This is a genomic window from Pseudomonas sp. RA_15y_Pfl2_54 (assembly GCF_963971015.1).
Lineage (GTDB): Bacteria > Pseudomonadota > Gammaproteobacteria > Pseudomonadales > Pseudomonadaceae > Aquipseudomonas > Aquipseudomonas baetica_A.
This window is the reverse complement of record NZ_CAXAPN010000022.1, coordinates 83,410-97,454: the sequence shown is the minus strand read 5'-3', so window position 1 is coordinate 97,454 and position 14,045 is coordinate 83,410. Positions and strand designations below refer to the sequence as shown.

The window sequence follows — 14,045 nt, the reverse complement described above, 5'->3', positions numbered from 1 at the left end:
TCTGTAAAAGGCTGAGAGCGTGCTGGGGATCAGGCCGAAATGCGCGCGATGGTGTCGTCGGCGCGCAGAGTGAAGATCTCGTAGCCAGTGTCGGTTACCAGCAGGGTATGTTCCCACTGTGCCGAGAGCTTGCGGTCCTTGGTGATCGCCGTCCAGCCGTCGCCCAATACTTTGGTGTCGGCCTTGCCCTGATTGATCATCGGCTCGATGGTGAAGGTCATGCCGGCCTTCAGTTCCATGCCGGTGCCGGCGCGGCCGTAGTGGAGGATCTGTGGCTCTTCGTGGAACACCTTGCCGATGCCGTGACCACAGAATTCGCGAACCACCGAGAAACCGTTCTTTTCCGCATGCTTCTGGATGACTTCACCGATGTCACCCAGGCGGCAGCCAGGTTTGACGATCTCGATGGCCTTGTACATGCATTCCTGGGTGATCTGCGAAAGGCGCTCGGCCCAGACCGGTACTTCGCCGACGTGGAACATGCGGCTGGTGTCGCCGTGATAGCCGTCCTTGATCACTGTCACGTCGATGTTCAGGGTGTCGCCGTTTTTCAGCGGTTTGTCGTTCGGGATGCCGTGGCAGACCACATGGTTGATCGAGGTGCAGATCGACTTCGGATAGCCCTTGTAGTTGAGCGGGGCAGGGATGGCCTGCTGCACATTGACGATGTAGTCGTGGCAGATCTGGTTCAATTGATCAGTGGTAATGCCCGGTTTTACATGCTCGGCAATCATTTCCAGCACATCGGCGGCCAGTTTGCCGGCGACACGCATACCAGCGATGTCCTCGGGGGTTTTGAGGTTGACGGTCATACAGGCTCTCTCTGCGCTCGGCGGCGCTTGCTGATACGGGTAGGGTGGCAACTGTTCGTTTTGCGACCCCGAAAAACGCGATTCTAACAGACCAAAGGAGCAATTCCGCGCCGGTGTGCATCGCTTCTCTCTATACAATGGCGGGTGCCGGGCCGATTCCAAGGGGGCTGCGCCCATGTCCTTGGTGTGATTACAGATTTCGGGTTCCGTTTCTGCACACCCTGTGGTATAAAATGCGCCGCTTTCCGGGGATGCCCCGAAAAGCTTAAATCCACACACGTGTCGACACGATGACCTGGGTGCTTTTGGCTTTATGCCACTGGTTGGTCATTGGGATACGTGGAGGCCAAACCCGACTTATTAAGGAACTATCATGTCCCAAGTCAACATGCGCGATATGCTGAAGGCCGGTGTGCACTTCGGTCACCAAACCCGTTACTGGAATCCGAAAATGGGTAAGTACATTTTCGGCGCGCGTAACAAGATTCACATTATCAACCTTGAAAAAACCCTGCCAATGTTCAACGAAGCTCTGACTTTCGTAGAGCGTCTGGCCCAGGGCAAAAACAAGATTCTGTTCGTCGGCACCAAGCGTTCCGCTGGCAAGATCGTTGCTGAAGAAGCAGCACGTTGCGGTTCGCCGTACGTCGATCACCGCTGGTTGGGCGGCATGCTGACCAACTTCAAAACCATTCGTGCTTCCATCAAGCGTCTGCGTGACCTTGAAGTTCAAGCCGAAGACGGTACCTTCGCCAAGCTGACCAAGAAAGAAGCGCTGATGCGCACTCGTGATCTTGAGAAGCTGGATCGCTCCCTGGGCGGCATCAAGGACATGGGCGGTCTGCCAGACGCACTGTTCGTGATCGACGTTGACCACGAGCGCATCGCGATCACCGAAGCCAACAAGCTGGGCATTCCGGTCATCGGCGTTGTCGATACCAACAGCAGCCCGGAAGGCGTTGACTACATCATCCCAGGCAACGATGACGCAATCCGCGCTATCCAGCTGTACATGGGTTCGATGGCTGACGCAGTTATCCGTGGTCGCAACAATGTTGGCGGCGGCACTGTAGAATTCGCAGCTGAAGAAACTCAGGCTGCAGCTGAGTAATTGACGCCCTGGCGTTGACTCAGTAAGCAAAAAGGGGGCTTGGCCCCCTTTTTGCCACCTCGAAAACCATTTGTCGGCGCCCACTTGTGGTAGCGCTCACCCTGCATCTGTAACGTGCAGCGGCTACAAGGTGATTCGGGAAGAATTGAACGCCCGTTCGATCGGGTGGAATGGTTGAAAACCTATCCAAGAGGAATTTGAAAATGGCAGCAATTACTGCAGCGTTGGTTAAAGAACTGCGCGAGCGTACCGGCGAAGGCATGATGGATTGCAAGAAAGCCCTGGAAAAGGCTGACGGCGACATCGAAAAAGCCATTGATGACATGCGTGCTTCGGGCGCGATCAAAGCTGCGAAAAAAGCTGGCAACGTTGCCGCTGAAGGCGCAATCGCAATCAAGGACGACGGTAAAGCTGCCGTTATCCTGGAAGTGAACTCGCAGACCGACTTCCTGGCTCTGCAAGACGACTTCAAAAACTTTGTTGCTGCCAGCGTTGAAAAAGCTTTCGCTGACAAGCTGACCGATGCGGCTCCGCTGATCGCTGCTCAAGAAGCTGATCGCGAAGCACTGGTTGCCAAAGTAGGCGAAAACGTCAACATCCGTCGTCTGACCCGTATCGAAAGTGACGTTGTGGGCTCGTACCTGCACGGCAACAAGATCGGTGTTGTTGTGGCTCTGAAAGGCGGTGACGTCGAGCTGGCCAAAGACATCGCGATGCACGTAGCTGCAAGCAACCCTGAGTTCCTGCTGCCTTCGCAAGTTTCGGCTGAAGCGATCGAGCGCGAAAAAGCTGTGTTCATGCAGCTGAACGAAGAAAAAATCAAAGGCAAGCCAGAAAACATTGTTGAGAACATGGTCAAGGGCCGTATCAGCAAGTTCCTGGCAGAAGCGAGCCTGGTTGAGCAGGCGTTCGTCAAAAACCCTGAAATCAAGGTTGGCGAGCTGGCCAAGAAAGGCGGCGCAGAAATCGTTTCCTTCACTTACTACAAAGTAGGCGAAGGCATCGAGAAGCCGGTCGACAACTTCGCTGAAGAAGTTGCTGCCCAGCTGGCTGCCGCCAAGCAGTAAGACGGTTTTTCAACTGTCGCCCGAAAGAGGCTGCCCGCTCACGCGCGCAGCCTCTTTTCAGATGGGGCAACCAATTTTTTATTGGTTTCCACTTGGAACTGACTTACAAAGCCATGTTCCGATGGCGCTGAAGCAGCGCCAAGCTAGAGTGAACGCCAGCTGTAAACAGCTCGCAAAGAATTTTAAATACGCCGCAGGAGAGATTCGCAATGGCTCAGCAGGGCAGTGGTTATCAGGCTCGCTATAAACGCATTCTACTCAAGCTTAGCGGCGAGGCCCTGATGGGCTCGGAAGAGTTCGGGATCGATCCGAAAGTGTTGGATCGAATGGCGCTGGAAGTCGGTCAGCTGGTCGGTATCGGCGTACAGGTCGGTCTGGTGATCGGTGGTGGTAACCTGTTCCGCGGCGAAGCTCTGAGCAAAGCCGGCATGGATCGGGTGACAGGCGACCACATGGGCATGCTGGCCACTGTGATGAATGCCCTGGCCATGCGCGACGCGCTGGAGCGTGCCAATATCTCGGCCATCGTGATGTCGGCCATTTCCATGGTCGGCGTAACCGATCACTATGATCGCCGCAAAGCCATGCGCCACCTGAACTCCAAAGACGTCGTGATTTTCGCGGCCGGTACCGGCAATCCGTTCTTCACCACGGATTCGGCAGCCTGCCTGCGCGCAATCGAAATCGACGCGGACGTCGTGCTCAAGGCGACCAAGGTTGATGGCGTCTACACAGCCGATCCGTTCAAAGACCCGCATGCCGAGAAGTTCGATCATCTGACTTATGATGAAGTGCTGGATCGCAAGCTGGGTGTGATGGACCTGACGGCTATTTGCCTGTGCCGCGACCACAAGATGCCGCTGCGCGTATTCAACATGAACAAACCCGGTGCCCTGCTGAACATCGTCCATGGCGGCGCTGAAGGTACCCTGATCGAGGAAGGTCAACAATGATCAACGAAATCAAGAAAGACGCTCAAGAGCGTATGCAAAAGTCTCTGGACTCCCTGTCCCATGCATTCGGTCAGATTCGTACCGGCAAGGCGCACCCAAGCATCCTCGGCAGTGTGATGGTGCCTTACTACGGCACTGACACCCCGCTGAGTGGCGTTGCCAACGTCACCGTGAAAGACTCGCGCACGCTGCAGGTCGTGGCGTTCGAGCGCAACATGCTCGCAGCCGTCGACAAGGCTATCCAGAGCGCCGGTCTGAACCTCAACCCGACTAACCTGGGTGAGTTGCTGTTGATCCCGATGCCGGCCCTCACCGAGGAAACGCGTAAAGGCTTCACCAAGCAGGCACGCAGCGCTGCTGAAGACGCGCGTGTTGCCGTGCGCAATATTCGTCGTGATGCTTTGGGCGAGCTCAAGAAACTGGTCAAGGACAAGGAAATCAGCGAAGACGAAGAGCGTCGTGCCATCGCTGATATCGATAAGCTGACCAAAGAATCCGAGGCCCAGATCACCAAGGCCACGGACGAGAAAGAAAAAGACCTGATGGCCGTATAAGGGTCGAGCTTTAAATGGACAAGACCAAGCAGACTGCGCCGTCCGCGGTGCCGCGCCATGTCGCGATCATCATGGATGGCAACAATCGCTGGGCGAAAAAACGCTTTATGCCGGGTGTCGCCGGGCATAAAGCGGGCGTGGATGCTGTTCGGGCCGTGATCGAGGTGTGTGCTGAGGCCAAGGTCGAAGTGCTGACCCTGTTCGCCTTCTCCAGTGAGAACTGGCAGCGCCCGGCCGATGAGGTCAGTGCCTTGATGGATCTGTTCTTCAAGGCCTTGCGTCGTGAGGCCAAGCGCCTGAACGAGAACAACATCAGCCTGCGCATCATTGGCGATCGTTCGCGCTTCCATCCGGAGCTTCAGGCCGCGATGCGCGAAGCCGAAGCCATGACTGCGGGCTCCAATCGTTTTATCCTGCAGATCGCCGCCAACTACGGCGGTCAGTGGGATATCGCGCAAGCCGCGCAGCGTTTGGCGCGTGAAGTTCAGGCCGGGCATCTGCGTCCGGAAGACATTACTCCTGATCTGCTGCAAACCTGTCTGGCGACCGGCGATCTGCCGTTGCCGGACTTGTGCATCCGCACGGGCGGAGAGCACCGCATCAGCAACTTCCTGCTGTGGCAACTGGCTTACGCCGAGTTGTACTTCTCCGACCTGTTCTGGCCGGACTTCAAACACGATGCCATGCGCAATGCGCTGGCTGATTTCGCTTCGCGCCAGCGTCGTTTCGGTAAAACGAGCGAACAGGTCGAAGCTGGAGCCCGGGTTTAATGCTTAAACAACGAATCATCACTGCACTGATCCTGCTGCCGATCGCCTTGTGCGGGTTTTTCCTGCTCGAAGGTTCCGCTTTTGCGCTGTTCATCGGTCTGGTCGTGAGCCTCGGTGCCTGGGAATGGGCACGTCTGGCGGGCTTCACCGCGCAATCGTTTCGCGTCGGCTTTGCTGCCGTCGTCGCATTTATGTTGTTCGTCATGTACGTGGTGCCCAGTCTCGCGCCGTGGGTGCTGGGTGCTTCGGTGCTTTGGTGGGCAGTTGCGACGTATCTGGTGCTGACCTACCCGCGTTCCAGCGAACATTGGTCCAGTGCTGCCAGCAAGCTAGTGATTGGTCTGTTGATTTTGCTGCCGGCCTGGCAAGGCCTGATGCAGATCAAGCAATACCCATTGGGTAACTGGCTGATCATGGCAGTGATGGTGCTGGTCTGGGGCGCAGATATCGGCGCTTATTTTTCCGGTCGTGCATTCGGCAAGCGTAAGTTGGCCCCTCAAGTCAGTCCGGGTAAAAGCTGGGAAGGCGTCTACGGCGGTCTTGCCCTCAGTCTGGTGATCACCGCTATTGTCGGCCTGGTACGTGACTGGACGGTTGCCGAGTTGCTCAAGGGTTTGATTGGTGCTGCGCTGATCGTCTTCATCTCGGTTGTGGGCGACCTCACCGAAAGCATGTTCAAGCGCAAGTCCGGCATCAAGGACAGCAGTAATCTGCTGCCAGGTCATGGCGGCGTTCTTGATCGTATCGACAGTCTGACCGCGGCCATTCCAGTCTTCGCGGTGTTGCTGTGGATGGCTGCGCCGTGAGCCGCCCGCAACAGATCACTGTTTTGGGGGCGACCGGCTCGATTGGTCTGAGCACCCTTGATGTTATTGCGCGTCACCCTGAGCGCTATCAGGTTTTCGCATTGAGCGGTTTCACTCGCCTGAGTGAGTTGCTGGCGTTGTGCATGCGGCATGTGCCGCAATTTGCCGTGGTACCGCAAGTCGCCGCTGCGCGCGGTTTGCAGGACGATTTGCGCGCAGCCGGTTTGTCGACCCGTGTGCTGGTGGGGGAAGAGGGCCTGTGTCAGGTCGCTTCTGCACCGGAAGTCGACGCGGTGATGGCGGCGATCGTTGGCGCGGCTGGCCTGCGTCCGACTCTGGCGGCCGTCGTGGCCGGCAAGAAGATCCTTTTGGCCAATAAAGAGGCGCTGGTAATGTCCGGCGCCCTGTTTATGCAGGCGGTACGCCAAAGCGGTTCTGTGCTGCTGCCGATCGACAGCGAACACAACGCGATTTTCCAGTGTATGCCACTGGATTTTGCTCGCGGATTGAGCGCTGTCGGTGTTCGCCGGATTTTGCTTACAGCCTCTGGTGGTCCGTTCCGACAGACGCCGATGAGCGAATTGGCGCACGTTTCACCTGAGCAAGCGTGTGCCCACCCGAACTGGTCCATGGGGCGCAAGATTTCAGTAGACTCGGCCAGCATGATGAATAAAGGTCTTGAGTTGATCGAGGCTTGCTGGTTGTTTGATGCAAAGCCGTCGCAAGTCGAGGTGGTGATCCACCCGCAGAGCGTGATTCACTCGCTGGTCGACTATGTCGATGGCTCGGTACTGGCGCAATTGGGGAACCCTGACATGCGCACACCGATCGCCAATGCTCTGGCTTGGCCGGAACGCATAGACTCCGGTGTGGCGCCGCTTGATCTGTTCGCAGTTGCGCGCCTGGACTTTGAGGCGCCGGATGAGCAGCGCTTCCCTTGTCTGCGTCTGGCGCGTCAAGCTGCCGAAGCAGGCGACAGTGCACCGGCGATGCTCAATGCGGCGAACGAAGTGGCGGTGGCGGCGTTTCTCGACGGACGAATCCGTTACCTGGAAATCGCGAGTATCATCGAGCAGGTGTTGAACCTCGAACCGGTCGTAGCACTGGATGATCTCGACGCTGTGTTTACGGCAGACGCCAAGGCGCGAGTTCTGGCTGAGCAGTGGTTGAAGCGTCACGATCGATAGAATTTGAAACACAATGGCGTCACGCGGCACTGAACAGGATTGCGGAGAAAGTAGATGAGCGCGCTCTATATGATTGCCGGCACCCTGATCGCCTTGGGTGTGCTGGTCACCTTTCACGAATTCGGCCACTTCTGGGTCGCGCGGCGCTGTGGCGTCAAGGTTCTGCGCTTTTCCGTAGGCTTCGGCATGCCTCTGCTGCGCTGGCACGACAAACAGGGCACTGAGTTCGTCATCGCCGCGATTCCGCTGGGTGGCTACGTCAAAATGCTCGACGAGCGTGAGGGCGAGGTGCCGGTTGATCAACTGGATCACTCGTTTAACCGCAAGACGGTTCGTCAGCGAATCGCCATTGTTGCCGCCGGCCCTGTCGCCAACTTCCTTTTGGCCCTGGTGTTTTTCTGGGTGCTGGCCATGCTCGGTAGCGAGCAGGTACGCCCGGTCATCGGTGCGGTCGAGTCTGGCAGCATCGCCGCCAAGGCTGGTTTGGGTGTGGGGCAGGAGATCGTCGCGATTGATGGCGAGCCGACCACCGGTTGGGCAGCCGTCAACTTGCAGTTGGTGCGTCGGCTTGGTGAAAGCGGTTCGTTGCAGTTGCTGGTGCGTGAGCAGGGCTCTACCGCGGACTCTCCACGCGAGTTGGTGCTGGATCACTGGCTGCAGGGGGCTGATGAGCCCGATCCTATCCGCTCATTGGGTATTCGTCCGTGGCGTCCGGCCTTGGCGCCCGTGCTTGCCGAGCTTGATCCAGAAGGTCCAGCTCAGGCGGCTGGCCTGAAAACCGGTGATCGCCTTCTGTCTCTGGATGGCCAGGCGCTTAATGACTGGCAGCAAGTGGTTGATACCGTTCGTACGCGTCCTGATACCAAAATCATGCTGCGTATCGAGCGCGACGGTGCTCAAATCGACGTCCCGGTCACCTTGGCAGCGCGCGGCAAAAGCAAGTCTCCAAGCGGTTATCTGGGGGCGGGTGTAAAAGCTGTCGACTGGCCACCGGAGATGATCCGCGAAGTCAGTTACGGGCCGTTGGCCGCGATTGGCGAGGGCGCCCATCGTACTTGGACCATGAGCATTCTGACGCTGGACTCACTCAAGAAAATGCTGTTCGGCGAGCTCTCGGTAAAAAACTTGAGTGGACCGATAACCATTGCTAAAGTGGCGGGCGCTTCTGCCCAGTCGGGCGTCGCTGATTTCCTGAATTTCCTTGCTTATCTGAGTATTAGCCTGGGAGTTCTGAATTTGCTGCCCATCCCTGTACTGGATGGGGGGCACTTGTTGTTTTATCTGATCGAGTGGGCGCGTGGTCGTCCCTTGTCGGATCGGGTGCAAGGTTGGGGGATACAGATCGGTATCAGTTTGGTGGTCGGGGTGATGTTGCTTGCTCTGGTCAACGATCTGGGTCGACTGTAACGCTTCGCTGAATTGCGAATCTGCCGCATTTTGCGGCAGTTTGTTTATTGCCAGTTGGAATAAGAAAGGACTTCATGAAACGTCTGCTGCTAACTGCGGTTCTCACCGTATTGATGATCGCCGAAGTTCACGCCGAGTCCTTCACTATCTCTGATATTCGCGTCAATGGCCTCCAGCGGGTCTCCGCGGGTAGCGTCTTTGGTGCCTTGCCGTTGAACGTCGGCGAGCAGGCGGATGATCGTCGCCTGGTGGAATCCACTCGTGCGTTGTTCAAAACCGGTTTCTTTCAAGATATCCAGCTGGGCCGCGAAGGCAACGTTCTGGTGATCACGGTTGTTGAGCGTCCATCTGTCGCCAGTATCGAGATCGAAGGTAACAAAGCGATCTCTACTGAAGACTTGATGAAAGGCCTCAAGCAATCCGGTCTGGCCGAAGGCGAGATCTTCCAGCGTGCCACCCTCGAAGGTGTCCGTAACGAACTGCAACGCCAGTACGTCGCGCAAGGCCGCTATTCCGCGACCGTCGATACCGAAGTGGTATCGCAGCCGCGTAACCGTGTTGGCCTGAAAGTGAAGATCAACGAAGGCACCGTTGCTGCCATTCAGCACATCAACGTGGTAGGCAACACGGTTTTTCCCGAGGAAGACCTGACCGACCTGTTCGAGCTGAAAACCACCAACTGGCTGTCGTTCTTCAAGAACGATGACAAATATGCCCGTGAAAAACTGTCCGGTGACCTGGAGCGTCTGCGTTCCTACTACCTGGATCGCGGCTATATCAATATGGATATTGCTTCGACCCAGGTGTCCATCACTCCGGACAAGAAGCATGTCTACATCACCGTCAACGTGACCGAGGGTGAGAAATACACCGTTCGTGACGTCAAACTCAGCGGTGATCTCAAAGTACCTGAAGATCAGATCAAGTCCTTGTTGCTGGTGCAGAAAGGCCAGGTGTTCTCGCGCAAGCTGATGACCACTACTTCTGAACTGATCACCCGTCGTCTGGGTAACGAGGGTTATACCTTCGCCAACGTCAACGGCGTGCCTCAGCCGCACGACGATGATCACACCGTAGACATCCTGTTTGCTGTCGATCCGGGCAAGCGTGCCTACGTCAACCGCATCAACTTCCGTGGCAACACCAAGTCCGAGGACGAAGTGCTGCGTCGCGAAATGCGTCAAATGGAAGGTGGCTGGGCTTCGACCTACCTGATCGACCAATCCAAGACCCGTCTTGAGCGTCTGGGCTTCTTCAAGGAAGTCAACGTCGAAACGCCGGCTGTTCCGGGTGTCGACGACCAGGTTGACGTGAACTACAGCGTTGAAGAGCAGGCTTCCGGTTCGATTACCGCCAGCGTCGGTTTCGCCCAGAGCGCCGGTTTGATCCTCGGTGGTTCGATTACCCAGAACAACTTCCTCGGTACCGGTAACCGCGTCAGCGTCGGTCTGACTCGAAGCGAATACCAGAGCCGCTACAACTTCGGCTACGTTGACCCCTACTGGACCGCCGATGGCGTGAGCCTGGGTTACAACGCGTTCTATCGCACAACCGACTACGCTGAACTCGATGCCGATATTTCGAGCTATTCCGTAGACAGCCTGGGTGCGGGTGTTAACGTTGGCTACCCGATCAGCGAGACTTCGCGACTGACCTTCGGTCTGTCTGCCCAGCAAGACAAGATCAAGACCGGCAAATACACCGTTGACGAGATTTTCGACTTCGTTAACAAAGAAGGCGACAACTACCTGAACTTCAAGGCGTCGGCCGGCTGGTCCGAGTCGACCCTGAACAAAGGTGTACTGCCAACCCGTGGTCGCTCCCAGAGCCTCACCCTGGAAACCACCATTCCGGGCAGCGACCTTGCATTCTACAAACTTGACTACCGTGGTCAGTTGTTCCAGCCGATCAGCGAAAACTACACTTTGCGTCTGCACACCGAACTGGGTTATGGCGACGGTTATGGTTCCACAGATGGCTTGCCGTTCTATGAAAACTACTATGCTGGTGGTTTCAACTCGGTTCGTGGCTTCAAGGACAGCACCCTCGGCCCGCGTAGCACACCAAGTTCGGGTAACAACCCGGGTACTGTCAAAGATCCGGACCAAGACCCGCTGCCGTTCGGTGGCAACGTCCTGATTCAGGGCGGTGTGGAAGTTCTGTTCCCGCTGCCATTCGTCAAGGATCAGCGTTCCCTGCGTACTTCGGTATTCTGGGACGTGGGTAACGTTTTCGATTCGCAGTGCAAGGACACCACCAACGCAAACGGCACTTCGTCCAACACCAAGTGCAACGACATCAGCCTGAGCAACATGGCCAGTTCCGTCGGTGTTGGCGTGACCTGGGTTACCGCGCTGGGCCCCCTGAGTTTTGCTCTGGCCATGCCGGTCAAAAAACCGGATAACGCTGAAACTCAAGTGTTCCAATTCTCCCTCGGCCAGACGTTCTAAGCGTCTGACCCAAGATAACGACAATGGATTTTGTAGGAGTGCATCGTGCGTAAGTTGACTCAATTGGTTCTCCTGGCCTCCGTACTGGTGGCAGGCCCGGCATTCGCCGACATGAAAATTGCCGTTCTGAACTATCAGATGGCGTTGCTGGAATCGGACGCGGCCAAGAAATACGCTGTCGATGCGGAGAAGAAGTTCGGTCCTCAACTGACCAAGCTGAAAACTCTGGAAAGCAGCGCCAAGGGCATTCAGGATCGTCTGATGGCCGGTGGTGACAAGATGCAGCAGGGCGAGCGTGAGCGTCTGGAGCTGGAGTTCAAGCAAAAGGCCCGTGACTTCCAGTTCCAGTCCAAGGAACTGAATGAAGCCAAGGCCGTTGCCGACCGCGAAATGCTCAAGCAACTGAAGCCGAAACTGGATAGCGCTGTAGAAGGCGTCATCAAGAAAGGTGGTTTTGACCTGGTGCTCGAACGTGGCGCAGTGATCGATGTCAAGCCTCAGTACGACATCACACGCCAGGTTATCGAGCGCATGAATCAGCTGAAGTAACCCATGACCGTGACTATCAAGCTCGGCCAGTTGGCCGAGTTCCTCGGCGCCACCCTGCGTGGCGACCCGGAGAAGCAAATTACTGGGCTAGCCACTTTGCAAGAGGCTGGCCCAGCTCAGTTGAGCTTTCTGGCAAATCCTCAATATCGAAAATACCTGGCCGGTTCTCAGGCAGCAGCCTTGTTGCTCAAAGACGCCGACGCAGAAGGTTTTGCCGGTAATGCAGTGGTGGTGCCAGATCCTTATCTGGCTTATGCACGTATCTCTCACTTGTTCGATCCCAAACCGAAAGCTGCCGCGGGTATCCATCCCTCGGCAGTCATCGCTGACGACGCTGTGGTTGATCCAACCGCCAGCATCGGCCCCTTCGTGGTGATCGAGGCGGGTGCACGCATTGGGGCGCAAGTCACGCTGGGTGCCCATTGCGTCATCGGTGCCCGCAGCGAAATCGGCGAGGGCGGCTGGCTCGCTCCGCGTGTCACGCTGTATCACGATGTGCACATCGGCAAGCGTGTGGTTATCCAGTCCGGTGCCGTGCTCGGTGGTGAAGGCTTCGGCTTCGCCAATGAGAAGGGTATCTGGCAGAAAATTGCCCAGATCGGTGGTGTGACCATCGGCGACGATGTGGAGATCGGCGTGAATACTGCCATCGACCGCGGCGCGTTGGCCGATACCGTGATCGGCAATGGCGTGAAACTCGACAACCAGATCCAGATTGCCCACAACGTCCAGGTCGGTGATCACACTGCCATGGCCGCGTGCGTCGGGATCTCCGGTAGCACCAAAATCGGCAAGCACTGCATGCTGGCCGGAGGTGTCGGTCTGGTCGGCCACATTGATATTTGCGACAACGTTTTCCTGACCGGGATGACCATGGTGACGCACTCGATTACCGAGCCAGGCGCCTATTCTTCCGGCACAGCCATGCAACCGGCTGCCGAATGGCGCAAAAGCGCGGCACGCATTCGTCAGCTCGATGACATCGCGCGTCGTTTTAAACAGCTGGAAAAGCGCGTTGGGGAAGTGACCCCTGACGGCAATGCTTCATCAGATGGCTGATACCATTTCCATATCAAGTGTGCACAGCCTCTAGACTGCCTCCTTGATTTGCTAGAGGAGTGCGCGTCAGTCGCGCTCCCAATCTTTACATAGGCTTCCCCCCGAAATGATGGACATCAACGAGATTCGCGAATACCTGCCTCACCGTTACCCGTTCCTGCTGGTGGACCGGGTGGTGGATCTGGACACTGAAGGCAAGCGCATTCGCGCCTACAAGAATGTCAGCATCAATGAACCTTTCTTCAATGGTCACTTCCCGGCGCATCCAATCATGCCAGGCGTGCTGATCATCGAAGCGATGGCTCAAGCTGCCGGGATCCTCGGTTTCAAAATGCTCGACGTCAAACCGGCGGACGGCACCCTTTATTACTTCGTTGGTTCCGACAAGCTGCGTTTCCGCCAACCGGTCAAGCCTGGCGACCAGTTGATCCTTGAAGCCACGTTCATTAGCTGTAAACGCAAGATCTGGAAGTTTGAATGCCAGGCTTCGGTCGATGGCAAGCCGGTCTGCTCGGCCGAGATCATCTGCGCGGAACAAAAAGTATGAGTTTGATTGACCCTCGCGCAATCATCGATCCGTCGGCCGTTCTGGCAGACGGCGTCGAGGTCGGCCCTTGGTCGATCATCGGCGCAGGTGTGGAAATCGGCGAGGGTACCGTGATCGGGCCGCATGTGATCCTCAAAGGCCCGACACGTATCGGCAAGCACAATCGCATTTACCAGTTTTCCTCGGTAGGCGAAGACACGCCCGATCTGAAGTACAAAGGTGAAGAGACCCGACTGGTGATAGGTGACCACAACGTCATCCGCGAAGGCGTGACGATTCACCGTGGCACCGTGCAGGACCGTTCGGAAACCACGCTGGGCGATCACAACCTGATCATGGCCTATGCCCACATCGGTCACGACAGTGTCATCGGCAATAACTGCATCCTGGTCAACAACACGGCGTTGGCCGGCCATGTGCATGTTGACGACTGGGCGATCCTCTCCGGGTTCACCCTGGTTCACCAGTATTGCCACATTGGCGCCCATAGCTTTTCAGGCATGGGTACCGCGATCGGTAAAGACGTTCCCGCGTTTGTCACCGTGTTTGGCAACCCGGCCGAGGCGCGCAGCATGAATTTCGAAGGCATGCGCCGTCGCGGTTTCAGCGAAGACGCTATCCACGCATTGCGTCGTGCCTATAAGACCGTTTATCGCCAAGGGCTGACAGTCGAGCAGGCACTGGCTCAACTGGCCGAGCCTGCTGCTCTGTTCCCGGAAGTCGCGGTGTTTCGCGATTCCATCCAGTCGTCGACACGCGGCATCACCCGCTGA

The 14,045-nt window shown here is 56.8% G+C and carries 14 protein-coding genes; 13 read left to right on the top strand and 1 reads right to left on the bottom strand.

Annotated features, from left to right (window positions below; all coding sequences use genetic code 11):
• Positions 1–29: 29 nt before the first annotated feature.
• Positions 30–812, bottom strand: coding sequence for a type I methionyl aminopeptidase (gene map / locus AACY50_RS17390; RefSeq protein WP_339430543.1), 783 nt, complete (start codon positions 810–812; stop codon positions 30–32).
• A 373-nt stretch (positions 813–1,185) separates the two neighbouring features.
• Between map and rpsB the strand changes: the two genes are divergently transcribed.
• The 13 genes from rpsB to lpxA all read left to right on the top strand — a co-directional run bounded on the left by rpsB (position 1,186) and on the right by lpxA (position 14,045).
• A complete protein-coding gene (rpsB, locus tag AACY50_RS17385) occupies positions 1,186–1,923 on the top strand; it encodes a 30S ribosomal protein S2 (RefSeq protein WP_095189367.1) in 738 nt (245 codons plus the stop codon).
• A gap of 203 nt (positions 1,924–2,126) precedes the next feature.
• On the top strand, positions 2,127–2,990 hold the full coding sequence (gene tsf / locus AACY50_RS17380) for a translation elongation factor Ts (RefSeq protein WP_339430544.1): 864 nt from the start codon (positions 2,127–2,129) through the stop codon (positions 2,988–2,990).
• A gap of 209 nt (positions 2,991–3,199) precedes the next feature.
• The gene (gene pyrH, locus AACY50_RS17375) at positions 3,200–3,943 is read left to right on the top strand and encodes a UMP kinase (RefSeq protein WP_003222124.1); all 744 of its coding nucleotides are present in this window, start codon (positions 3,200–3,202) and stop codon (positions 3,941–3,943) included.
• On the top strand, positions 3,940–4,497 hold the full coding sequence (frr, locus tag AACY50_RS17370) for a ribosome recycling factor (RefSeq protein ID WP_339430545.1): 558 nt from the start codon (positions 3,940–3,942) through the stop codon (positions 4,495–4,497). The genes pyrH and frr overlap by 4 nt, the downstream gene beginning before the upstream one ends.
• Positions 4,498–4,511: 14 nt before the next feature.
• A complete protein-coding gene (gene uppS / locus AACY50_RS17365) occupies positions 4,512–5,267 on the top strand; it encodes a polyprenyl diphosphate synthase (RefSeq protein WP_221732444.1) in 756 nt (251 codons plus the stop codon).
• Positions 5,267–6,073, top strand: a complete 807-nt coding sequence (locus tag AACY50_RS17360; RefSeq protein ID WP_339430546.1) for a phosphatidate cytidylyltransferase — start codon at positions 5,267–5,269, stop codon at positions 6,071–6,073. Before uppS ends, AACY50_RS17360 begins: the two co-directional genes overlap by 1 nt.
• Positions 6,070–7,260, top strand: a complete 1,191-nt coding sequence (ispC, locus tag AACY50_RS17355; RefSeq protein WP_339430547.1) for a 1-deoxy-D-xylulose-5-phosphate reductoisomerase — start codon at positions 6,070–6,072, stop codon at positions 7,258–7,260. The genes AACY50_RS17360 and ispC overlap by 4 nt, the downstream gene beginning before the upstream one ends.
• 54 nt (positions 7,261–7,314) lie before the next feature.
• Complete coding sequence (rseP, locus tag AACY50_RS17350) at positions 7,315–8,667, top strand: sigma E protease regulator RseP (protein ID WP_339430548.1); 1,353 nt, start codon at positions 7,315–7,317, stop codon at positions 8,665–8,667.
• Between the two features lie 74 nt (positions 8,668–8,741).
• Positions 8,742–11,117, top strand: coding sequence for an outer membrane protein assembly factor BamA (bamA, locus tag AACY50_RS17345; protein WP_339430549.1), 2,376 nt, complete (start codon positions 8,742–8,744; stop codon positions 11,115–11,117).
• A gap of 45 nt (positions 11,118–11,162) precedes the next feature.
• Complete coding sequence (locus AACY50_RS17340; RefSeq protein ID WP_339430550.1) at positions 11,163–11,666, top strand: OmpH family outer membrane protein; 504 nt, start codon at positions 11,163–11,165, stop codon at positions 11,664–11,666.
• A 3-nt stretch (positions 11,667–11,669) separates the two neighbouring features.
• On the top strand, positions 11,670–12,725 hold the full coding sequence (gene lpxD / locus AACY50_RS17335) for a UDP-3-O-(3-hydroxymyristoyl)glucosamine N-acyltransferase (RefSeq protein ID WP_339430551.1): 1,056 nt from the start codon (positions 11,670–11,672) through the stop codon (positions 12,723–12,725).
• A gap of 106 nt (positions 12,726–12,831) precedes the next feature.
• Positions 12,832–13,272: a 3-hydroxyacyl-ACP dehydratase FabZ gene (gene fabZ / locus AACY50_RS17330; RefSeq protein WP_042557884.1), complete on the top strand. Its 441-nt coding sequence runs from the start codon at positions 12,832–12,834 to the stop codon at positions 13,270–13,272.
• The gene (gene lpxA, locus AACY50_RS17325) at positions 13,269–14,045 is read left to right on the top strand and encodes an acyl-ACP--UDP-N-acetylglucosamine O-acyltransferase (RefSeq protein WP_339430552.1); all 777 of its coding nucleotides are present in this window, start codon (positions 13,269–13,271) and stop codon (positions 14,043–14,045) included. The genes fabZ and lpxA overlap by 4 nt, the downstream gene beginning before the upstream one ends.